The sequence below is a fragment of the Brevundimonas sp. GW821-FHT10A07 genome (genome assembly GCF_059415785.1).
The window spans coordinates 47,277-68,320 of sequence record NZ_JBWKNX010000005.1; the positions used below are offsets into that span (position 1 = coordinate 47,277).

General features: G+C 67.7%; 26 protein-coding genes. 9 read left to right on the forward strand and 17 right to left on the reverse strand.

The window, feature by feature from the left end; genetic code table 11:
* Positions 1-20: 20 nt before the first annotated feature.
* The 4 genes from AC07NC_RS05270 to AC07NC_RS05285 all read left to right on the forward strand — a co-directional run bounded on the left by AC07NC_RS05270 (position 21) and on the right by AC07NC_RS05285 (position 4,292).
* Positions 21-1,088 (forward strand): substrate-binding domain-containing protein, encoded by a 1,068-nt coding sequence (locus AC07NC_RS05270; RefSeq protein WP_494568812.1) that lies wholly within the window; start codon positions 21-23, stop codon positions 1,086-1,088.
* Positions 1,089-1,170: 82 nt separating this feature from the next.
* Positions 1,171-2,049: a UTP--glucose-1-phosphate uridylyltransferase GalU gene (gene galU / locus AC07NC_RS05275; RefSeq protein WP_494568813.1), complete on the forward strand. Its 879-nt coding sequence runs from the start codon at positions 1,171-1,173 to the stop codon at positions 2,047-2,049.
* A gap of 254 nt (positions 2,050-2,303) precedes the next feature.
* Positions 2,304-3,098 carry an enoyl-ACP reductase FabI gene (locus tag AC07NC_RS05280; protein ID WP_494568940.1) on the forward strand — a complete coding sequence of 265 codons (795 nt, stop codon included), beginning with the start codon at positions 2,304-2,306 and terminating at the stop codon, positions 3,096-3,098.
* Between the two features lie 39 nt (positions 3,099-3,137).
* Positions 3,138-4,292 carry a benzoate/H(+) symporter BenE family transporter gene (locus AC07NC_RS05285; protein WP_426025897.1) on the forward strand — a complete coding sequence of 385 codons (1,155 nt, stop codon included), beginning with the start codon at positions 3,138-3,140 and terminating at the stop codon, positions 4,290-4,292.
* Between the two features lie 27 nt (positions 4,293-4,319).
* On the opposite strand, the gene AC07NC_RS05290 is transcribed toward AC07NC_RS05285, so the two are convergent.
* The gene (locus tag AC07NC_RS05290) at positions 4,320-4,715 is read right to left on the reverse strand and encodes a DUF3597 domain-containing protein (RefSeq protein WP_494568814.1); all 396 of its coding nucleotides are present in this window, start codon (positions 4,713-4,715) and stop codon (positions 4,320-4,322) included.
* Between the two features lie 51 nt (positions 4,716-4,766).
* Complete coding sequence (locus AC07NC_RS05295; protein ID WP_494568941.1) at positions 4,767-5,468, reverse strand: glutathione S-transferase N-terminal domain-containing protein; 702 nt, start codon at positions 5,466-5,468, stop codon at positions 4,767-4,769.
* Positions 5,469-5,631: 163 nt separating this feature from the next.
* Here AC07NC_RS05295 and AC07NC_RS05300 point away from each other — a divergent pair, with 163 nt between their 5' ends.
* The gene (locus AC07NC_RS05300; RefSeq protein ID WP_008260025.1) at positions 5,632-5,808 is read left to right on the forward strand and encodes a YegP family protein; all 177 of its coding nucleotides are present in this window, start codon (positions 5,632-5,634) and stop codon (positions 5,806-5,808) included.
* Here AC07NC_RS05300 and rimM read toward each other — a convergent pair.
* The 11 genes from rimM to AC07NC_RS05355 form a co-directional block, all read right to left on the reverse strand.
* The gene (rimM, locus tag AC07NC_RS05305; RefSeq protein ID WP_494568815.1) at positions 5,805-6,332 is read right to left on the reverse strand and encodes a ribosome maturation factor RimM; all 528 of its coding nucleotides are present in this window, start codon (positions 6,330-6,332) and stop codon (positions 5,805-5,807) included. The two genes, AC07NC_RS05300 and rimM, sit on opposite strands and share 4 nt — an antisense overlap.
* A gap of 232 nt (positions 6,333-6,564) precedes the next feature.
* Complete coding sequence (gene rpsP / locus AC07NC_RS05310; protein WP_494568816.1) at positions 6,565-7,107, reverse strand: 30S ribosomal protein S16; 543 nt, start codon at positions 7,105-7,107, stop codon at positions 6,565-6,567.
* Positions 7,108-7,131: 24 nt separating this feature from the next.
* Positions 7,132-8,694 (reverse strand): signal recognition particle protein, encoded by a 1,563-nt coding sequence (gene ffh, locus AC07NC_RS05315; protein ID WP_035309160.1) that lies wholly within the window; start codon positions 8,692-8,694, stop codon positions 7,132-7,134.
* Positions 8,695-9,005: 311 nt separating this feature from the next.
* On the reverse strand, positions 9,006-9,224 hold the full coding sequence (locus tag AC07NC_RS05320) for a hypothetical protein (RefSeq protein ID WP_008262658.1): 219 nt from the start codon (positions 9,222-9,224) through the stop codon (positions 9,006-9,008).
* Positions 9,225-9,446: 222 nt separating this feature from the next.
* The gene (locus tag AC07NC_RS05325) at positions 9,447-10,817 is read right to left on the reverse strand and encodes a S41 family peptidase (RefSeq protein ID WP_494568817.1); all 1,371 of its coding nucleotides are present in this window, start codon (positions 10,815-10,817) and stop codon (positions 9,447-9,449) included.
* Positions 10,818-11,022: 205 nt separating this feature from the next.
* Complete coding sequence (locus tag AC07NC_RS05330) at positions 11,023-12,102, reverse strand: murein hydrolase activator EnvC family protein (protein WP_494568818.1); 1,080 nt, start codon at positions 12,100-12,102, stop codon at positions 11,023-11,025.
* Position 12,103: 1 nt separating this feature from the next.
* Positions 12,104-12,568 (reverse strand): 23S rRNA (pseudouridine(1915)-N(3))-methyltransferase RlmH, encoded by a 465-nt coding sequence (gene rlmH, locus AC07NC_RS05335; protein ID WP_008262378.1) that lies wholly within the window; start codon positions 12,566-12,568, stop codon positions 12,104-12,106.
* Positions 12,569-12,572: 4 nt separating this feature from the next.
* The gene (gene rsfS / locus AC07NC_RS05340) at positions 12,573-13,007 is read right to left on the reverse strand and encodes a ribosome silencing factor (RefSeq protein ID WP_008264216.1); all 435 of its coding nucleotides are present in this window, start codon (positions 13,005-13,007) and stop codon (positions 12,573-12,575) included.
* Positions 13,008-13,140: 133 nt separating this feature from the next.
* The gene (locus AC07NC_RS05345; RefSeq protein ID WP_231492532.1) at positions 13,141-13,749 is read right to left on the reverse strand and encodes a nicotinate-nucleotide adenylyltransferase; all 609 of its coding nucleotides are present in this window, start codon (positions 13,747-13,749) and stop codon (positions 13,141-13,143) included.
* Between the two features lie 137 nt (positions 13,750-13,886).
* Entirely contained in the window at positions 13,887-14,762 is an 876-nt protein-coding gene (locus tag AC07NC_RS05350; RefSeq protein WP_494568819.1) for an alpha/beta fold hydrolase, read from the reverse strand.
* Positions 14,763-14,779: 17 nt separating this feature from the next.
* Complete coding sequence (locus AC07NC_RS05355) at positions 14,780-15,274, reverse strand: Fur family transcriptional regulator (protein ID WP_008262920.1); 495 nt, start codon at positions 15,272-15,274, stop codon at positions 14,780-14,782.
* A 130-nt stretch (positions 15,275-15,404) separates the two neighbouring features.
* Here AC07NC_RS05355 and AC07NC_RS05360 point away from each other — a divergent pair, with 130 nt between their 5' ends.
* Complete coding sequence (locus tag AC07NC_RS05360; protein ID WP_494568820.1) at positions 15,405-16,181, forward strand: SapC family protein; 777 nt, start codon at positions 15,405-15,407, stop codon at positions 16,179-16,181.
* 60 nt (positions 16,182-16,241) lie between these two features.
* Here AC07NC_RS05360 and AC07NC_RS05365 read toward each other — a convergent pair whose 3' ends face one another.
* Both AC07NC_RS05365 and AC07NC_RS05370 read right to left on the reverse strand, forming a co-directional pair.
* On the reverse strand, positions 16,242-16,649 hold the full coding sequence (locus tag AC07NC_RS05365; protein ID WP_494568821.1) for an acyl dehydratase: 408 nt from the start codon (positions 16,647-16,649) through the stop codon (positions 16,242-16,244).
* Between the two features lie 8 nt (positions 16,650-16,657).
* On the reverse strand, positions 16,658-17,686 hold the full coding sequence (locus tag AC07NC_RS05370; protein WP_008263474.1) for an NADP-dependent oxidoreductase: 1,029 nt from the start codon (positions 17,684-17,686) through the stop codon (positions 16,658-16,660).
* Positions 17,687-17,792: 106 nt separating this feature from the next.
* Between AC07NC_RS05370 and AC07NC_RS05375 the strand changes: the two genes are divergently transcribed.
* Together AC07NC_RS05375 and AC07NC_RS05380 are read left to right on the forward strand one after the other, a co-directional pair.
* The gene (locus AC07NC_RS05375) at positions 17,793-18,017 is read left to right on the forward strand and encodes an XF1762 family protein (protein ID WP_494568822.1); all 225 of its coding nucleotides are present in this window, start codon (positions 17,793-17,795) and stop codon (positions 18,015-18,017) included.
* The gene (locus AC07NC_RS05380; protein ID WP_494568823.1) at positions 17,999-18,316 is read left to right on the forward strand and encodes a hypothetical protein; all 318 of its coding nucleotides are present in this window, start codon (positions 17,999-18,001) and stop codon (positions 18,314-18,316) included. Before AC07NC_RS05375 ends, AC07NC_RS05380 begins: the two co-directional genes overlap by 19 nt.
* An 81-nt stretch (positions 18,317-18,397) precedes the next feature.
* On the opposite strand, the gene AC07NC_RS05385 is transcribed toward AC07NC_RS05380, so the two are convergent.
* Positions 18,398-19,249 carry a DUF6236 family protein gene (locus tag AC07NC_RS05385; RefSeq protein WP_494568824.1) on the reverse strand — a complete coding sequence of 284 codons (852 nt, stop codon included), beginning with the start codon at positions 19,247-19,249 and terminating at the stop codon, positions 18,398-18,400.
* A 514-nt stretch (positions 19,250-19,763) separates the two neighbouring features.
* On the opposite strand from AC07NC_RS05385, the gene AC07NC_RS05390 reads away from it, so the two are divergent.
* Positions 19,764-20,114 (forward strand): hypothetical protein, encoded by a 351-nt coding sequence (locus tag AC07NC_RS05390; RefSeq protein WP_444573330.1) that lies wholly within the window; start codon positions 19,764-19,766, stop codon positions 20,112-20,114.
* 66 nt (positions 20,115-20,180) lie between these two features.
* Here the strand turns inward: AC07NC_RS05390 and phyR are convergent, their stop codons facing one another.
* A complete protein-coding gene (phyR, locus tag AC07NC_RS05395; RefSeq protein ID WP_008262700.1) occupies positions 20,181-20,975 on the reverse strand; it encodes an anti-anti sigma factor/receiver protein PhyR in 795 nt (264 codons plus the stop codon).
* Positions 20,976-21,044: the final 69 nt, after the last annotated feature.

Sequence of the window (21,044 nt, forward strand, 5' to 3'; positions counted from 1 at the left end):
ATGCTCAGGGAGATCTTCAAATGATCCGCACACTGAAACTGGCGACGGCGGCCGCCGCCCTTCTGGCCCTGGCGGCCTGCGGCGACGGCTCCGGCGGCGGGAGCTCGGGCGCCCGTTCGGGCATCTGGTCGGCCGGTTCGTCGACCGTCTTCCCCTTCGCCACCCGCGTGGCCGAGAATTTCGCCCGCACCGCCGGCGGCGCCGCGCCCCGCGTCGAATCCCTGGGCACCGGCGGCGGCATCCAGGCCTTCTGCCAGGGCGTCGGCCCGAACACCCCGGACATCGCCAACGCCTCGCGTCCCATGAAGGCGTCGGAGTTCGACCTGTGCCAGAAGAACGGCGTCACCGACATCGTCGAGATCAAGATCGGCTTTGACGGCATCGTCGTCGCCACGGCCCGCAACGGCAACGGCTTCAACTTCGAGCTGAACGACCTGTACGAAGGCCTGGCCAAGGAAGTGCCCGGCCCCGACGGCCAGTTCGTCGCCAACCCGGCCAAGACCTGGAACGAGGTCAACAAGGGCCTGCCGAACCAGCGGATCCAGGTCTATGGCCCGCCGCCCACCTCGGGCACGCGCGACGCCTTCCTGGAGCTGGGCATGACGCCGGGCGCCAAGCTGGTGCCCGCCGCCGCCGCCGTGGAAAAAGCCGACAAGGACCGGTTCGAGGCCCTGGCCCACACCCTGCGCGAAGACGGCGCCTGGATCGACTCGGGCGAGAACGACAACGCCATCGTCCAGACCCTGACCCGCACCCCCGGCTCGCTGGGCGTGTTCGGCTATTCCTTCCTGGAACAGAACCTGGACACGGTGAAGGCCGAGACCATCGACGGCGTCACCCCCAACGCCGACACCATCGCCAGCGGCGAATACCCGCTGTCGCGCAGCCTCTTCATCTATGTGAAGAAGGCCCATATCGGCGTGATCCCCGGCCTGCAGCAGTATATTCAGGAATTCCTGTCGGAAGGCGCCGCAGGCAAGGGCGGCTATCTGGCCGACCGCGGCCTGATCCCGCTGCCCGAAAACCAACTGGTCGCCCAGCGCGCGACCGCATCGGCCATGACCCCGATGCAGCGGCCCGCCAAGTAAGGCGGAACCGACGGCCGTCCTGCCCCTTCTTTCGCCGGTCCGCACCGGCTAAGAGGGGCGGGATAGCTGTCAGGATTCATTGATGACCACCAAGCCCGCGCGTCTGCGCAAGGCCGTTCTGCCCGTCGCGGGCCTCGGCACCCGCGTTCTTCCCGGCACCAAGACCACGCCCAAGGAACTGCTGAACGTCGTCGATCGGCCGATTCTCTCCTATATCGTCGAAGAAGCCCGCGAAGCCGGGATCGAGCACATCGTCTTCGTCACCGGCCGCTCCAAGGGCGCCATCGAGGACTATTTCGACCACCAGATCGAGCTTGAGGCCCAACTGCTGGCCAAGGGCAAGATCGAGATCCTCGAGATGATGAACGCCGAGCTGGCCTCGGCCGGCGAGATGAGCTTCACCCGCCAGATGCAGCCCAAGGGGCTGGGCCACGCCGTCTGGTGCGCCCGCGACATCATCGGCGACGAACCCTTCGCCGTCATCCTGCCCGACGTCATCGTCGACTCGCAGCCCGGCGCCCTGAAACAGCTGGCCGAGGTCTATGCCGAGACCGGCGGCAACATCATCGGCGTGGAATCCGTCGATGTCGAACAGGCCCACAAATACGGCATCGTCGATCCGGTCGGCCGTCAGGGCAACCGGATCGAGATGAAGGGGATGGTCGAGAAGCCCGCCCCCGGCACGGCGCCGTCCAATCTGTCGATCTCGGGCCGCTACATCCTTCAGCCGGAGATCTTCGACCTGCTGGCGACCCAGGAGAAGGGCGCCGGGGGCGAGATCCAGCTGACCGACGCCATGGCCCGCCTGATGGAGCGCCAGGCCTTCACCGCCGTCGAATACGCGGGCGTCACCCACGACTGCGGCGACAAGATCGGCCTGCTGCGCGCCAATGTGGCCCTGGCCCTGAAACGCCCCGATCTGGGCGAGGCGGCGCGGGCGGCGATTTCGGCCCTGCTTTAACGACAATGGATCTCCCTCCCCCTGCGGGGGAGGGGCGTCGCGTCAGCGACGGGGCGGGGGCGGCAAGGCGACGCCGCTCAGATCTTCTAATGTCGGGGACGGGTCGCGCGGCCCTTCCCACCCGGCTTCGGCTCCGCCTTCGCCCCCCTCCCCCGCAGGGGGAGGGAGAAGACGTTGAGCCCGTGGCCTGCGCCTGCTAACCCTCCGCGCAAATCATCAGGAGACGTATCATGGCCGCTTCCGAAGGCTGGAACATGCCGACCGGCGAACTCATGAAGGGCAAGAAGGGCCTGATCATGGGGGTGGCGAACGCCAATTCCATCGCCTGGGGCATCGCCTCGCAACTGGCGGCCCAGGGGGCGGAACTGGCCTTCACCTATCTGGGCGATGGGCTTGAGCGTCGGGTGCGGCCGCTGGCCGAGAGCGTGGGCGCCAGGCTGCTGATCCAGGCCGACGTCACCGACGACGCCTCGATGGACGCCGCCTTCGCCGAGCTGGAAAAAGAGTTCGGCACGATCGACTTCGTCGTCCACTCGGTCGCCTTCGCCAACAAGGACGAGCTGAAGGGGTCGTTCGTCGAGAACACCAGCCGCGACAGCTTCCTGCTGGCCATGAACATCTCGGCCTTCAGCTTCGTGGACGTGGCCAAGCGCGCGTCTAAACTGATGCCGAACGGCGGGTCGATGATCACCATGACCTACCTCGGCTCGGAACGGGCCATCCCCAACTACAACACCATGGGCGTGGCCAAGGCGGCGCTGGAGGCGGCGACCCGCTATATCGCCCGTGACCTGGGGCCCAAGGGCATCCGCGTCAACGCCATCTCGGCCGGCGCCATGCGCACCCTGTCGCTGGCCGGCATCTCGGGCGGCCGCGGCATGATCAGCCAGGGCCGCGCCATGTCGGCCATGAAGGAAGACACCTCGATGGAAGGCGTCGCCGGGGCGGCCCTGTGGCTGTGCTCGGACCTGGGCCTGTCGACCACGGGCGAAGTCGTCCACGTCGACGCCGGCTTCCACATGATGGGTCTGGCCGGCGACGAGGAATAGGGGCGTCCCCTGTCCATTTCCGAACCGTCCGTCCCCCTGCTGACGCCGTCCGCCGTTTCGGCGGCGGCGGTGGCGACCGTCGTCGGCTTCGGCGGCACGGTGGCCCTGGTGGTGCAGGCGGGTCAGGCGCTCGGCGCCCACCCCGCCCAGATCGTGTCGATGGTCACAGCCCTGTGCCTGGGCATAGGCGTGCCGGGCATGGTGCTGAGCTGGCGACTGCGGATGCCGGTCGTCCTGGCCTGGTCGACGCCCGGCGCGGCCCTGCTCGCGGCCTCCACTCTGGGGCTGGGCTGGGCCAACGCCGTCGGCGCCTTCGTGGTGGCGGGCGTGTTGATGCTGCTGACCGGCCTGTTGCCCGTCCTGGGACGGCTGGCCCAGAAAATCCCGGCCTCGGTCGCCTCGGCCATGCTGGCGGGCGTGCTGTCGCCCTTCGTGCTGAGACTGTTCAAGGTCGCGCCCGACGAGCTGACCTTGGCGGCCGGCCTGCTGGCCGTCTTCATCGTCGTGCGCCGCCTGTGGCCCGCCTGGGCCCTGCCCGCCGTCCTGGGCGCGGCTTTCGTCGTGCTGATGCTCAGGAACCAGATCGGCCTGCCGCCGGGGACTGGCCTGTTCGGGACGCTGTCGCCCGTCATGCCCGCCTTTGACTGGAAGGTCGCCGCCAGTCTGGGCCTGCCGTTGTTCCTGGTGACGCTGGCGTCGCAGAACCTGCCGGGCCTGGTGGTGTTGCGGGCCGCCGGATATGCGCCCCCGGCGAACCTCCTGATCCTGGCGACGGGCCTGACCAGCGTGATCGCCGCGCCGTTCGGGGCGCACGGAGTCAATCTGGCCGCCATAACCGCCGCCCTCTGCACCGGGCCGGACGCCCACCCGGATCCGGCGCGACGCTGGATCGTCGGGGTGATCTATGGCGGCTTCTATATCCTGGTGGCGCTGTTCGCGGCGCCTCTGGCGGGACTGTTCATCGCCATGCCGCCGGCGGTGCTGGCCATCATCACGGGCCTGGCCTTGATCGCGGCCCTGACGGGCGCTCTGGTCGCCATGCTGGCCAAGTCGGACGAGCGCGAAGCCGCCGTCCTGACCTTCGCCGCCACCGGATCGGGGATCGCCCTGTTCGGCATAGGCTCGGCCTTCTGGGGCCTGGTCGTCGGCTTCGCGGCCCTGGGCGCGCTGCGCTGGATCAGACCGAAAGCCTGATCCAGCGCCCCGGGCCGCCGAGTCGCCTCAGTCCCGCAGCGACGCCGGAACCTGGCCGCCGTTTTCCGCCAGCTTGTTCCAGACCGCCCTGGACAGGGCGGTGTTCTGCTCGGCCGAGCCGTGTTCGCCGGCGTGGACGTTCAGTTCCTCGGCCAGTTCCTTGCGGGCGGCCAGGCTGGAATCCAGATCCAGCAGCTTCAGCAGATCGACGATCGAGGTGCGCCAGTTGCCGCCGCCCCCCCTGGATTCGGCCAGATCGCTGAGCACCGCCTCGACGTCGACCGGGGGCAGGACAGGTGCCGCCGTCGCAATGGGCGCAGCGCCCGGCGTGGGGGGCGCGCCGCCGACGGTCAGCGACGGCGCGGGGGCCGTCTTCGGTTTGTGGCCGGTGATCTTGTTCCAGATCGAAGAGAAGATGCCCATCGGTCGCGCTCCTGTTGGTGTGGCGAGACAACGCGGCCAATGGGCGAGGGTTCAGCCCCGCGCCGGAATCGCCAGCCCGCGCTGCACCGCCGGACGGGCCAGGCCGCGCTCCAGCCAGGCGGCGACGTGCGGGAAGTCGTTGAAGCCGACGATCTCGCCCGCCTCGTAGAAGCCGATCAGGTTGCGGACCCAGCCCAGGGTGGCGACGTCGGCGATGGAATAGTCGTCCATGATCCAGTCGCGGCCCTCTAGCCGCGTTTCCAGCACGCCCAGTAGACGGCGGCTCTCGGCGACGTAGCGGTCGCGCGGACGCTTGTCCTCATAGTCCTTGCCGGCGAACTTGTGGAAGAAGCCCAGTTGGCCGAACATCGGGCCGATCGCGCCCATCTGGAACATCAGCCACTGGATCGTCTCATAGCGGGTCGCCGGATCGGTCGAGAGCAGTTTGCCGGTCTTTTCCGCCAGATAGATCAGGATGGCGCCGGACTCGAACAGGGCCAGCGGCTGTCCGCCGGGGCCGTCCGGGTCGAGAATGGCGGGGATCTTGCCGTTGGGGTTCAGCGAGAGGAATTCCGGCCCCCAGGTCTCGTTGGCCATGATGTCGATGAAGTGCGGCTCATAGGCCAGGCCGACCTCTTCCAGCATGATCGACACCTTCACGCCATTGGGCGTGGGCAGGGAATAGAGCTGCAACCGGTCGGGACGCCGGGCCGGCCAGCGGCCGGTGATCGGAAAGGTGGACAGGTCGGTCATGGGTTCGGCCTCGGCGTGGTGATGAACAACCATGTCGGCGCCATGCGCAAGGTTCGCAACTGTCATCGGCACGATTTGGTCGCGGGCTTGTGTCTGGAAACGCACCGAGGACGGCGCCAGCTTGGCCGTGACCGATCACAGGTCGCAGGAAGGGAGACGCCCGATGGCGCACAAGTTCGAGATCTACAAGGACAAGGCCGGCGAGTTCCGGGTCCGGTTCAAATACAATTCCGAGACCCTGTTCTCGACCGAAGGCTACAGCTCCAAGGCCTCGGCCCAGAACGCCATCGACTCCATCAAGAAGAACGGCCCGGACGCCGAGGTCGAAGACAACAGCTAGTCCGGCTCGCGCTCACCCACCTCGGTCGGCGGGACGGCCAGAAGCCAGCCGTCGGCCAGGTGCAGCTCGGGCGTCGCTTCCTTGGTGAAGGGCAGATACCAGGTCGGGCCGCCCGCAGCGGGGGCGATCTCCAGCATGTCGTCGGCGCCGAAATTCTGGACCGACTTGACCGTGCCCATGACCTCGCCCGCCGTGTCGCGGACCTCGACGCCCAGCAGGTCGGCGAGATAGAATTCGTCCTCCTCCGGTTCGGGGAAGCGGTCGCGGGGAACATAGAGTTTCAGGCCGCGCAGGGCGTCGGCCTGTTCCTTGGTGGCGATCTCCTTGGCCCGGCCGACCACGCCGCTCTTGTCCGGGCGGGTCGCGGACAGGGTCAGGGCGACCGTGCCGTCGGCGCGCAGCAGCGGGCCATAGGCGGTCAGGGCCAGGGGATCGGCGGTGAAGGCGGTCACCCGCACCTCGCCCCGCACCCCGAAACCGCCGCCGATCTGGCCGACGAGGATCAATCTGCTGTCCGTGGTCATGGTCTGTGTCCGTCGTCCTAGATCTTCCCCCGCTTGCGGGGGGAAGTGTCAGCTCGTCGAGCGCAGCGAGACGGCTGACGATGGGGGAAGTGTCGCGACACTTCCCTCTCCGACCCTGGATCGGCTGCGCCGATCGCCGGGCCACCTCTCCCGCAAGCGGGAGAGGGTCTAGTAGCGCATGAAAAAGGCGGCGTCGAAGGACGCCGCCTTGATCGTGTCGAGACCGAAGATCTTAGGCTTCGGTCTTTTCTTCGGTTGCTTCTTCAGCAGCGGGGGCCTCTTCAGCAGCGGCTTCAGCGGCGGGCGATTCTTCGGCCGGGGCTTCTTCGACAGCCGGAGCAGCAGCAGCGGCGGCGGCTTCTTCCTTGGCGCGGGCGGCGGCTTCAGCGGCCTCGACCTTGGCGGCGGCTTCGGCTTCCAGGCGGTCGGCTTCGCGCTGGGCGCGTTCGGCGGCGCGCTCTTGCGCCTTCTTGCCGGGCTGGGCCTTGTTCGGGTTGTTGGACTGGGTCCACTTCACCTTGGCGCCCAGGGTCTCGTCCTGCGACAGGAAGCGGGCGACGCGGTCGGTCGGCTGGGCGCCCTTGCCGAGCCATTCGGCGATACGCTCGACCTTCAGGGCGACGCGCGGAGTGGCGCCGTCCTTGGGCAGCATCGGGTTGTAGCTGCCGACCTTCTCGATGAACTTGCCGTCGCGGGGCGAGTGCGAGTCGGCGATGACGATGTGGTAGTAGGGGCGCTTCTTGGCGCCGCCGCGGGCCAGACGAATCTTCAGCATTTTCAGTCTCTTTCTAGGAAGTCGTTATTTCTTGGGAGGGAAGCCCGGCAGGCCCGGAAGGCCTCCCGGAAGTTGTCCGCCGCCCCCGAGGGGGTTTCCAAGTCCCGCGAGGCGGTCCTGGATGGCTTTCAGGTCGTCGGCGCTGGGTTCCGGCGTCTTGCCGCCGCCCAGGGCCTTCAATCGGTTCAGATCGGGGCCGCCGCCCATGCCCGGCATGCCGGGGATGCCGCCGCCGCCGCCGAGGCCGCCCAGCATGGCGGCCATCTGCTGCATCTTCTTGGGTCCGCCGCGCGCCATCTGCTTGACCACGTCGGCCATCTGGCGGTGCTGTTTCAGAACCCGGTTCACGTCCTGGACATCGACGCCGGCGCCGGCGGCGATCCGCTTCTTGCGGCTGGCGTTCAGCAGGTCGGGCTTCTTGCGCTCGACCTTGGTCATCGAGGAGATGATGGCTTCCTGGCGCAGGATCATGCGGTCGTCGATGCCGCTCTCGGCCATCTGACCCTTCATCTTGGCCACGCCGGGCAGCATGCCCATGATGCCCTGAAGCCCGCCCATCCGCTTCATCTGCTGCAGCTGACCGGCCAGGTCGTCCAGGTCGAACTGGCCCTTGGCCAGTTTGCGGGCCATCTTCTCGGCCTTGGCCTGGTCCAGGTCCTGCGACGCCTTCTCGACCAGGGCGACGATGTCGCCCTGGCCCAGGATGCGGCCGGCGACGCGGCGGGCGTCGAAGACGTCCAGCGCATCGACCTTTTCGCCGGCGCCCAGATATTTGATCGGCAGGCCGGTGACGGCCCGCATCGACAGCATGGCGCCGCCGCGACCGTCGCCGTCGGCGCGGGTCAGGACCAGGCCCGTCAGGGGCAGGCGGGCGTGGAAGGCGGCGGCGGTGCGGACCGCGTCCTGGCCGGTCAGGCTGTCGGCGACCAGCAGGGTCTCGACGGGCTTGGCGATCTCGGCGACCTCGGCCACCTCGTTCATCAGCCCCTCGTCCAGGGTGATGCGGCCGGCGGTGTCGAGGATCAGGACGTCGAAGCCCTGGAGCTTGGCGGATTGCAGCGCCCGGCGCGTGATCTGGACGGCGCTTTCGCCCGCCACGATGGGCAGGACGGCGACGTCGATCTGTTTGCCCAACTGGGCCAGCTGTTCCATCGCGGCCGGACGACGCGTGTCCAGCGAGGCCATCATGACCTTCTTGCGATCGAACTTGGTCAGGCGCAGCGCCAGCTTGGCCGAGGTCGTGGTCTTGCCCGAGCCCTGAAGGCCGGCCATCAGGACCACGGCGGGCGGAGTGGCGTTGGTGTTGAGCGGGACCGGCTCTTCGCCGCCCAGCATCTCGATCAGGCCGTCATAGACGATCTTGACCACCTGGTCGGCGGGGCGGACCGAACGGATGACCTCTTCGCCCGTGGCGCGCTCGGTGGCGAAGGCGATGAATTCCTTGACGACCGGCAGGGCGACGTCGGCCTCGAGCAGGGCCACGCGCACTTCGCGCATCGCCTCGGCGACATCCTTTTCGGACAGGGCGCCGCGGCCGGTGATCCGGTCGAAGACGCCTGTCAGCCGCTCGTTCAGAGCCTCGAACATTCACTACCTCGTGGCGACGGGTGAAACGGCTCCATACGACAACGGCCTCTGGCGACGATCACGTCGGCAGAGGGTTCTCGCCCACCTCGTTCTCTTTTTTGGGCTATCGGCCTTGCGGCCTGCTTGAGCCCGAATGGGCTGTGCTCAAGCAGCGCGGAGCGCGGTAGCACGACAAAAGAGCTGTCGTGTGGGTGGAGACGCGAGGTTCACTTGCGTCGGAAGCGGCGGCTTATGAAGGAAAACAAGGGGAATGTCGAATCCCAACGCCACAGATTCTCTCGCCGTGCGCACGGCGGAGGCCCCTTCCCGGTTCAGACGGAGATGTTCAGCAGCACGGCCTGCGTCTTGCCCTGGGCGGCCGCGTCCTTGACCTTGGCCTCCAGCGCCTCCTGCAGCTTCTGGGCGACCAGCTTGGCGATCTCGTCCTCGATCGTGGCGCGGGCTTCCTTCGGCAGGGCGGCGACGTCGCGCTCGCTCATATTCTTGTCCGACAGGACCTGCTCGCGGAGCCGCGCCTTGAGCTTCTCCATCTGCTGCTCATGCGCCCAGGCGCTGAGCCCCTTCTCACGAATCTGGTCAAGATCGTTCTGAAGGACAGAAGTGGGCTTATTTTGCCCGGCGGATGCGCTCTGGCCGACCGAGCCCACACTGCCAAGGAAGCTGCTAACCGACGAAATCGACAAGACATTCTCCTTTCCGAAATAGTCGACGACGCGACTGTTGCGGAAAGGCTTGCAACCCGCGTGCCGAAATCAGTCCTCAGGCGTTTCGTCCGGGGTTTCGTCCTTCTTCGGTTCGGAGCCCGGCTCGGTGACGACGATCGTCTCGGGCGGGGCGGACAGTTTGGACAGGTCGCCGCCGGCGCGCAGGACATCCAGGGCGCGTTGCAGCTGGTAGTCCTTTTCCTTGTCGAAGTCCTTGCCCGGGGCCTCGCGCGGCGTGTGCGGCCCCTTGCGTTCCGCGCCGATGGAGGAGTCCAGGGCGGTGGCGTAGGCGGCTTCGGAATAGATGAAGCTGGAGCGCGAGACGATGCGGGCCTCGGCCTCGGACCGGGCGACCTCCAGATCCGGCTCGATGCCGATCTTCTGGATCGAGGCGCCGGACGGCGTGTAGTAGCGGGCCGTGGTGATCGACAGGGCGCCGTCCTGGCCCTGGCGCAGCGGGATCACCGTCTGGACCGACCCCTTGCCGAAGCTGGTCAGGCCGACGATGGTCGCCCGCTCATGGTCCTTCAGGGCGCCGGCGACGATTTCCGAGGCCGAGGCCGAGCCGTAGTTGACCAGGACCACCACCGGCAGGCCGCCGGTCAGATCGCCGGGCTTGGCGGAATAGCGCTGGATCTGCTCGGGCTTGCGGCCGCGCTGGCTGACGATCTCGCCGCGCTCCAGGAAGGCGTCCGACACGTCGATGGCGGCGTTCAGCAGGCCGCCGCCGTTGTTGCGCAGGTCCAGGACATAGCCCTTCACGCCGGGCTTCTCGGCCTTGATCTTGGCGATGGCCTCGGTCAGTTCGCGGCCGGTGTTCTCGTTGAAGGTCGAGACGCGCAGATAGCCGAAATCGCCTTCGACCCGGCCCGTGACCGACTGAACCTTGATGATCTCGCGGGTCAGGACGACCTCGAGCGGGTCCTCGCCGTCGCGCAGGAAGGTGACGCGCACGCTGGTGCCGACGGATCCGCGCAGTTTCTCGGACACCTGGCTGACGGTCAGGCCGGAAGCGTTCTGCCCCTCGATGGATGAGATGACGTCGCCAGCCTGAACCCCGGCCTTGGCGGCGGGGCTTTCGTCCATCGGTGAGATGACCTTCACCAGCCCGCCCTCGGAGGTGATGGTCAGGCCGACGCCCGAATACTGCCCCTCGGTCCGTTCGCGCAGCTCGTCATAGTTGGACGGCGGCAGATAGTTGGAGTGGGGATCCAGCGCCGTCATCATGCCGGCCAGGGCCGCCTCGATCAGCTTCTTGTTGTCGACGGGGACGACATAGGCCTGCTCGACGATGCCGACCACGTCGCCGAACAGCTCCAGCATCCGGAAGGTTTCGTTGCGGGGCGTCTGGCTGGTGGCGACGGCGGCCGAGCCGCCGAGAACCAGGGCGGCGCAGCCGACGAGGAGCAGTTTACGCATTCGGTCTCTTTCGGTCGGGCCGATCATGAAAGGCGCCCGTTGCAAGGGTAAGGCCCCGCAGACACGACGAAATCGTGGCGGCGCAGCGTCACGCCGATAAAATCAGCGTCAGGTTGGAAAGCAAGGCCTTATCGCATCTCGGCCATTTCGCCGCCTCCCAACTCGCCGTCAGAGGCAAGAGGCCGGAAATGACGCCTGTCGGAGCCTATTTCAGCCAGGGACCGGGATCGATGGGCCGTTCCTCGCGCCGCAGTTCGAAATAGACGTCGCCGTCGGGGCCGCTGCGTCCCAGGGTCTGGCCGTCCGAGACGCGGGCGTCGTGCGCCACGTCCACGCTTTCCAGCCCGGCGATGACCGCCCGCCAGCCGGGGCCGAGATCCAGAATCACCACCTGGCCCCAGCCGGTCAGGGGGCCGGCGTAGGCGACCTTGGCGTCGGCGGGGGCGGTCACGGCCGCCCGGTCGGCCCGCCAGCGCCACCCCGAGGTCCCTGCCCCCCAGGTCTGGCTGGGCGCGCCCTGGACGGGCGAACTGAGGCGGGTGCGGCCGGCGGGCAGGCGCGTGGGCGCCGCCTCGGCCGTCTCGGCCGCGGGGACGTCGCCGCCCAGTTGGCGGATACGGTTCTCCAGCACGCGGGCCGCGCGTTCGGCGGTGCGAGCCTCGGCGTTCAGGACGGCGGTCAGGGCGGTCTTGCGCGCCGTCAGCCCCTCGATCTCGGCGCGGCGGTCGCCCTGGGCGCTTTCCGTGGTCAGCAGCCGTTCGGACGACAGGACCGCCAGGCGGCGGATGCGCATGATCTCGGCCTGACGCGCGGCCAGGGCCTGGGCGCGCCTTTCCAGGTCGGGCGTCATGGCCCGAAGCAGGATGGAGGCGCGCACCGTATCCACCGCCTTGTCCGCCGGAATCAGCAGGGGCGGCGGGGGGCGACGGCTCATCATCTGCAGGGCGCTGAGCAGCCGGCCCTGGGCCCCGCGCTCCCGGGCCAGGTTCGTGACCAGTTCGGCCTCGCGTTCGCTGAGCTGGCGCAGGCGGGCGCGTTGGTCGTCGATCTGGCGGTCGTCGGTCCGTTCGTCGGCGCGCAAGGCCGCCAGGCGTCGCTCCAGCTGGGCCAGTTCGGACTTGGCCGCATCGGCGTCGGCGCGCAGGCGGCGCGCCCGCACGGCCTCGTCGCGGTATTCGGCCTGGGTGCGGGCCAGCTCGCTTTCAGGCGCCTGCCGGCCCACGGCGGGCGCGGCGAGCACGAAGCCCGTCAGCAGGGCGAGAGAGAGTGTGGCGGCGCGACCCATGTCAGTCGCGATGATAGGGGGATCCGGCCAGGATGGTCACGGCCCGATAGAGTTGTTCGGCCAGCATGGCGCGGGCCAGGGCGTGGGGCCAGGTCTGGGGACCGAAGGCCAGGGTCGATGAGGCGGCCGCGCGCACGCTGTCGTCCAGCCCGTCCGCGCCGCCGATGGCGAAGACCAGACGGCGTTCCCCCTGGTCGCGCAGTTTGGCGACATGGTCGGCGAAGGCGCGCGAGGAATAGGTCTTTCCACGCTCGTCGCAGGCGATCAGATGCGACCCTTCCGCGGCCGCGAGGATCAGTTCGGCTTCCGGCCCCTTGCCCGGCTTCTTGGCTTCCAGGTCGATCAGTTCAAGGGGGCCGAGGCCAAGCGCGCGTCCGGACAGGGTGGCGCGCTTGGCGTAGTCGTCGGCGAGGGTCGCCTCTGGCCCTCGGCCCGGTCGGCCGATGGCGACGATCCCCAGCCTCATGGTCTCAGTCGCGGACCATGCGGTGAGCGGAATCGACGGCCCAGATCTTCTCGATATTGTAAAAGGTGCGCACTTCCGGGCGGAACAGATGCACGATCACGTCGCCGGCGTCGATCAGGACCCAGTCGCAATGCGGCAGGCCCTCGACCTTGGCCTTGCCCAGGCCCTGTTCCTTCAGCGTGCGCAGCAGGTGGTCGGCGATGGCGCCGACATGGCGGTGCGACCGGCCCGACGCCACGATCATGGTGTCGGCCATGGCGCTTTTGCCCTTGAGATCGATCAGAACCATCTCCTGGGCCTTGTCCTCGTCGAGGCGGCTCAGAATGGCTTCTTCAAGCGGGGTCGAGCCGATCGGGCGCGGTGCGGAATCGCCGAAGGCGCTGGGCGCGCCGTCGGATTCAAAGCCGTCTTCGGAATGCAGAGGTTCTATGGCATCCATCTCGTGCGCCGTGTTCGAAACGGCGGCGTCTTGCGTATCATACGCGGGCGAGGGGGTCAGCGGAGGGCTCCAGGAGCATTGACTAAAGAAGCCCTCTAGCACGGATGGGCCCGTCCGTGAACCGGCGCCCCGATCACGAGGCCGCGCGTCGTCCGGTCCCGGTCCGGATCGCGGTCGAGGACAGGGGGTTCAGCGGCGCCGTCAGATAGGTCCAGGCGGGCGCCGACAGGGTCGGCAACAGACCCGCCTGTTCGGCCGGAACGCGGAAGGTCGCGAACCGCGCGGCCGCCGGGGCGGTGCGGCTGTCCAGCAGGGAGCCCGGCCGGGCGATCACCGCCACCGGCATCAGCCGCATGATGTCGGTCCAGCCGCGCCAGCGATGGAAACTGGCCAGATTGTCCGACCCCATCAGCCAGACGAAATGCACGCCGGGATGCCGCGCGACCAGCAGGCGCAGGGTGTCCACGGTCCAGGCCACGCCGGTGCGAGTCTCGAAATCCGAAATGATCATCGACGGGCCGCGGGCGTGTTCACGCGCCGAAGCCATGCGTTCGGAGAGGGGCGCGCTGTGGCGGGCGTCCTTCAGCGGGTTCTGCGGCGAGACCAGCCAGACGACCCGGTCCAGGCCCAGGCGGCGCATGGCCGTCTCGGCCACATGGGCGTGACCGTCGTGGGCCGGATTGAAGGAGCCGCCGAACAGCCCGACCTTCATTCCCGGCGTCAGGATCAAACCGTCCCGCAACCCCCCGGATCGGGGGCCGGCGCCTTTGGGCGCGGGACCGGCGTGAAAGAAGGACAAGCGGGACGTCTCGGGGAGTTATGCTCAGCGGCGCCCTTATCATGGGGCTCGGCGCCTGTCCCCCGATTAATCGTCCGCCCTCAGACCGCCGCCTCGAACAGGGCGTCGCGGGCGACGTCGGCATGGGTCATGGGGAACAGATGGCCGCCGCCGGCGACCACCTCGACCGTCACGTTCGGCAGGCCGCGCGGCGCGACCGGCACATGGGTCAGGGCGCCGTGCTCGGCCTTCAGAATATGGATCGGCCCCGGATAGCGGCGCAGGGCCCGCCAGGGATCATGCGCCTGGGCGGCGTAGTTGGCGGCCTCCCAGGCCGGGGTGGCGGTCAGCGTCAGACCGTCCGACGTCTCGACCAGGCCCTCGGACAGATAGTCGGTCAGCACCCGGTCGGGCCAGCCCTTGAAGGCGCCGCGTCCGCGATAGGCGGCCATGGCCTGTTCGCGACTGTCGAACACCGGGCGACGGCGGCGTGTGGCCCTGGCGATGGGGATGTCCTTCATCAGCCGGTGGGCGAAGGGCAGGTTGAAGGCGAAGACCGCCGCGCGCCGCCAGATCACCGGATCGAACAGGACCAGGCTCGACACCCGATCCGGCCGTTCGGCCGCCGCCAGCAGCGAGGCGGTTCCGCCCATCGAATGGCCGGCCAGGACCACCGGCGGCCCGTCGATCGCCTCGATCAGGGCCAGGATGTCGTCGCGGTGATCCAGCCAGCTGGACTTGGGCCGAGCGAACACCGGCAGGTCCGACCCGCCGTGGCCGCGCAGATCCGGAGCCCAGATCCGCAGACTGGCCGACAGGGGCGACAACAGGCTGCGGTAGGTGGCGGCGTTGAAGCCGTTGGCGTGGGAGAAGATCAGGTCCACGGGCCGCTTCGGGTCGCCGAAGTCCATCACGGACATCCGGCCCGCGCCCCAGTGATTGTTGATCGGCACGCTGAGTCGACGGGGCGGGGACATCAGCGCAGCATCCATGATCATGCGGCCTGACGACAGGCGGCGCAGAGTCCGTGCGCCTCTATGGTGGTGCGGGCGATGGCGTAGCCGGCGGCGGCGGCGGCGGCGTCCATGGCGCCCTGGTCCGGCCCGTTGATCTCGCGCGTCGCCCCGCAGCAGTCGCAGATCAGGAAGGCCGCCGCATGGGGCGCGGTGTTTTCTTCATGTCCGGCGCAGGCGACATAGGCGCTGATGGAGGCGATGCGGTGGGCCATGCCCTGGCGTTCCAGAAACTCCAGAGCGCGATAGACGGTAGGCGGCTTGGCGGCCTGGCCGTCCTCGCCGAAGCGGGCGATCAGGTCATAGGCCTTCACCGGCTCGCCGGTCTCGAGCAGAAGGGACAGCACCCGTCGACGCGGCGGCGTCATCCGCTCGCCCGCCGCCGTCATGCGCGCTTCCGCCCCCTCCAGCGCGCGGATCAGGGCCGCGCCGTGCAGGCCCGCATGATCGTGATCGTGGTCGCAGGTGGAGGTCATGCGCCACAGCTAATGGCTGAGCGGCCTGGCCGCAACATGAGACGCCGTCGGGCGTCGCCTCCGTTTGCCGCTGGGACGCGCTTGGGCTAGAAGGCCCGCCTCGTTTCCATTCCAGAGCGCCTGGCTTCTCATGACCGACACGACCAACTCGCCGCTCGAGGGCAATGTCCTCTTCTACAAGAACCCCGAGCCGCTGGATCCGGGCCTGCACGGCGCGCTGGGCGTCAATCCGGCCGACAAGCCCTACGCCTTCGTCGGCCAGACCAATGTCGTGCCGCTGACGGTGACCGAGTTCGCCGCCGCCGCCCTGTCCTATCCGGTGATCTTCACCGGCGACAACCGCCAGCCGGTCGTGGTCATGGGCCTGCGCCAGGGCGAGAACCTGTTCGTGGCGGCCGACGGCGAGTTCCGCCCCGACGCCTATATCCCGGCCTATGTGCGCCGCTATCCGTTCGTCTTCGCCGACGACAAGCAGAACCAGCGCCTGATCCTGTGCATCGACCGCGGCGCGGAGATCGTCGCCGAGGGCGGCCAGAACCCGCTGTTCGTCAACGGCCAGGCCAGCGACTACACCACCATGGCGATGGAGTTCTGCAACAACTTCGAGCAGGAGCGTCAGCGCACCGAGGCCTTCGTCAAGCTGATCACTGACCTGGATCTGCTGGACGTGCGCGAAGCCGTCTTCACGCCGCGCAACCCGGACGGCACGCCCGGCGCGCCGCAGAAGCTGGCCGAATATTACGCCGTCTCGGAAGACAAGCTGAAGGCCCTGCCGGCCGAGAAGCTGGCCGAACTGCGCGACAACGGCGCCCTGGGCCAGATCTACGCCCACCTGGTGTCGCTGCTGGGTTGGGACCGCCTGATCGCCCTGGCCTTCCTTCGCCAGGCCCCGGGCACGGTCAACTAAGACCCGCCCTCCGATCGAAATGGAACGCCCCGCCGGTTCGCCGGCGGGGCGTTCTGCGTTTCAGCGGCGCGAAAAGACGGCGCGGGTCAGGCAGGAGAAGACCAGCCGACCGCCTTCATCCAGCAGGTCGTGCGAGGCGATGACGATGCCCTTCTCGTCTCCGACCGGATCCTTGCCCATCACCGTCATCCGTCCGCGCAGCAGTTCGCCCGGCGGCGGATTGCGCAGATAGCGCAGACCGTCCACGGCCAGGACCTTGGTCTGGGCCCAGCCGCCGGCCTTCTCGGCCGCCAGCCGGCTCCACAGGGCGTAGACCATGGCGTCCGGCGCGCCATAGGCGACGTCCCAGCCGGGCGAGAACCGCTCGACGAAGACGTCCAGCGCGGCCGGATCGACCGCGCAGGCGCCCAGGGGCACGACCTGTCCCGTCTCCAGATCCTCGTAATGGACGAGCAGGGGGTCGCTCATGGATATCCTCAGGCCGGTTCTTCGGAGACGCGAACCAGCAGCTTGCCGTCGTGATCGCCGGTGAACAAGCGATTCAGCGATTCCACCGCCCCTTCCAGCCCGTCATCGACATGGACCTTCCACTTCACCTTGCCTTCGGCCAGCCAGGGTCCCATCTCGGCGACCATTTCGCGGGCGCGCGGGGCGTAGTCGAGCACCAGGAAGCCCTGGACGGTCAGACGGTGGGTGATGATGCGGGCGAAGTTCGGCGACGGCGGCGCCTTGGTGGCGTTGTAGGACGACACCAGGCCGCACACCGCCATCCGGCCGTGCACCTTCAGCCGGTTGAAGACAGCGATCATGATGTCGCCGCCCACATTCTCGAAGTTCAGATCGATCCCGTCCGGCGCCAGCCGATCCAGGGCCGCGCCGACATCCTCGTTCTTGTAATCGACGGCGGCGTCGAAGCCGAGTTCGTCGGTCAGCCAGGCGCATTTCTCGGGTCCGCCGGCGATGCCGATGACGCGGCAGCCGCGCTGTTTGGCGATCTGGCCGGCGATGGAGCCCACGGCGCCGGCGGCGGCCGAGATCACGATCGTCTCGCCGGCCTTGGCCTTCAGCACGTCGGTGACGCCGAAATAGGCGGTCAGGCCGGTCATGCCCAGGACCGACATATTGGCCGTCAACGGCAGGCCTGGCGCACGGTGGACCGGACGCAGCCCGCCCTCGGGCACGACGGCGTAATCGGCCCAGCCGGCCGAGGCGGGCATGACCACGTCCCCGACCTTGAACCGGTCGGATCGGCTGTGTTCGACCACGCCCAGGGTCAGGCCGCGCATGACCTCGCCCAGACCCACCGGCGGCAGATAACCCTCGGAATCGTTCATCCAGGTGCGATTGGTCGGATCCAGCGACAGATAGACGGTGCGGACCAGAACCTCGGTCTCCTTGAGATCCGGGATCGGGCTTTCGACCAGTTCCAGGTCGCCCGGTTGAATCAGACCCTTGGGCCGCTGGCGCAGCACCCACTGGCGGTTCGTCTTGCCGTTCAAAGCCATGCGTCTATCTCCTAGGATTGTCTTTTGAGGCCATCCTGACCCTGCCGCCCCCGGCGGTCGAGAGCGAAAAGAAAAAGGCGACCCCTGCGGGCCGCCTTCAAGTGGCATGATCGAGAAAGATGCCTGCGCGGTCGTGAGTGCGAACCATCGGCATCATGCCGCCCCGCGCGGGCACCGTTTCAGCCTTGCCGCCTACATCGGTGACCGCCTGGTTGGCGTCGTGATAGTCGGTCGCCCCACGTCACGGTGCGTTGATCGCGGCCGCCAACTCGCAACGGTCGCTGGAAGCGATTACCCACATGGAAACCGAGAATGCGAAAGTCGAGAATGACCGGGTCGGCGCTGGCTTTGCTTGCGCTCTCAACGACCTTGCCGGGGTGCGCGGGCCGGGCTGTTAGCGCCGCGCCGCCGCCCATCGTCACGGTCGTGGACGCCCCCGACCTGCGGCCCCAGGGCGAGCTGCTGACCTGTGCGCGGCGCCCGGCCGGGTTTCCGGCGGCGGTGATCGGCACGATGACGCCCGAGGCGCGCGCCGCCGCCATCCGCATCATGACCGCCTTCGGCGCCAACGCCGACCAGCTGGACCGGCTGGTGGTGTTTCATGGCGGGTCGTGTGGAGGCGATAAGTGATGGACTGGCTGCCATTCGACTGGCGGGTGCCCGTGTTCGGCTTCTGCCTCGGCTTGATCTATATAAACGTCCGAAACTGGCTTATTCGCCGAAGACTTCGTCGTGGAAATCCGCAACGTATTGGAACGGCACTCCGGCCTTCGCTCGCCCCTTCCAAGACACGGCGAGCGTCGTTGAAAACCCTGCCGTAAGGACGTTGCCTGCGATCACTTCAATGGGTTGATGGGCTGCTAGGCTGGCGGCGCCAGCGATCACGGCGCTGGCGAGGTTTAGGCTCGCCAGTTCTGTCGTCATCTTGAAGGGTAGCTTGCGCTCTCGCATGACGCGAACGCAGTCGGCTCCCGCAACGGCAACCTTTTCTAAACCGAGCCTGATCGCCACGGCTGGATCATCATCGTTAGATCCGGCCTTTAGATAGATTTGTTCGATTTGGTGGCGGAGCGCAGCAAGCTCTGACGTTCTTTTAGCCTTGAACTCAAGAACATCATTCAGGTGCACATCTTTGTCAGGAACAGGGATGGCCCCGTATAGCCGCACCAATAAGCCGCGATCCTCAACGCCGTCGAACAACTCGCCTTCCTCTGGGTCCAGCGTGCCCAAGCCTGTGGCCATGGCCCAAGAACCGGGCTGTTCTCGCTCGCATGCCAAGAGGGCGTCTGAATAGGCATCCTGCAAAACGCCTGGCAGTGAGAAGTTTCCTTGGATCGGCGGTGCAGGTCGTTCCGACAGGAAGCCCACATCAAGTAGGAAGTCTCGGTCCGGCAACGGGGCGCCGCCTAGCAACGCATTGCGGGCGTGCACGGCCTGATCCCAAAACAGGAGCCAATATCGCACCTGCTGCCGAGATGGCCCCTCATCCTCGCCCATCCCCTCGAACCCGCCGGATTGGAGGAGAAGCTTGCCGGTCTCGCCGACGATCAAACCACGTGTCATGGCTTCCGCCTTACCTGTAGTTGCACGAGCGGCTAACATAACGCGATTCTTTGACTAGCCGAATTTGTTCAGCGCTGAGCGAGTTTCAAGCCTGGCCAGCGCCGCCTGCTGCTTCTCGTCCGCCGCCTAGTCCCAGAAGCGGGGCCTCAGCGGGATCATGAGGATCTTCTCACCCTGGGCGCAGTTGCGGCGGCTGATTTCCAGCGGCCGCTCACCGCCCATCAAACCCGCTAAGTGGCTGAAAAGAAAAAAGCGGCCCTTGCGGACCGCTTTGAAGTGGCATCATCGAGAATGAGGCGCGGAGGCGACAGATTGGCTTTCGCCAATCTCAAGTCGGGGGGGCGTCGCCGCCTCCGCAAGCCGATAACGGCAGGCCGAGAGAGTGGTTCCAGAGGTTGCGTGCAATTTTTCGTCTTCCCACGAACAAGGTTCGCCGGAGCCGCGCGCCGATCGGAACGTCGCCACCGGCAGGGCGTTGAGGCGCGACCAGAAAACAGAACAAGGGAGGCCGAGCATGAGCCACCAAGACCCCCAGACGAAGATAACGGACGCGGATCGATCCAACCGGCCGATCGACGCCCAGTCCACCCGCCAGGGCCGGTCCGGCGTGCGCATTCTGTGGCTGCTGATCCTCTCCGGCGGGGCGGCGGCGGTGCTTCTGCTGTCCATCTGGGCCTTCAGCCAGGGCGGCATGTCGACCACCAACGCCAATGACGGCGACCAGGCGGTGGACGCCCGCGCCTTCCAGGGCGACGCCCAGACCCCGCCGGCCGCCGACGCCCCCACCGGCCCCGCGGGCGAGGCTCAGCCCGCCCCGACAGGCGAGACGCCGAACGTCAACGCCCCGACCGCGCCGTCGAACTAGCGGACAGAAAAAGGCCCCGGCGCGCAAGCGACCGGGGCCCTGACGGCGTTCAGTTCGAAAGGGCGGTCAGGCCGCTTGCTTGTGACGCGAAGGGTGGAAGAACAGGGCCTGGCTGATCGCCGCCTTCACCGTTTCCGGCTGGAAGGGCTTGGTGATCAGGAAGGTGGGTTCCGGCCGTTCGCCGGTCAGCAGGCGCTCCGGGAAGGCGGTGATGAAGATCACCGGCACGTCCATGTCCTTGAGGATTTCCTTGACCGCATCGATGCCCGAAGACCCGTCGGCCAGTTGGATGTCGGCCAGGACCAGACCCGGCTTGTGGCGAGCCACGGCCTCAATGGCCTCGTCATGGGTGGTGGCCGCGCCGGTGACGCGGTGCCCCAGTTCCTTCACCAGGCTCTGGATGTCGGCCGAGATGATGGCTTCGTCCTCGATCACCAGAACATCGGTCGCCAGTTCGGCGTCGATGTCGGACTGGGCTTCGGCGATCAGGCGTTCGACGTCGCGGGCGTCGGCCGACAGGATCTGCGCCGCTTCCGACGGCGTGAAGCCCTCCAGCGCGGTCAGCAGGAAGGCCTGACGCGAGCGCGGCGCAATCCGCAGCAGACGGCTCGAGGCGTCGGTGCGGCCATCGACGCCGCTGACGTCTTCCAACTGCGCCCCGGTCGAGGACCAGATGGCGTGGAAGACGTGATAGAGGGCGACGCGCGGCGTCATGTCCGTCGAAAGCTGTTGCTCGCCGGCCGCCAGGGCCTCGAGCGCGACACGCACATAGTTGTCGCCCGTCGCCTGGTCTCCGGTCAGCGCCCGTGCATACCGACGGACATAGGGCAGATGCGGCGCAAGTCTGGCCAGAAGGCTCATGCTAGATAGTCCCCGACAAAAATCGCTGTCTCGCCCGACCAGGGCGCAGCGCTACAGCGGGTTGAAACG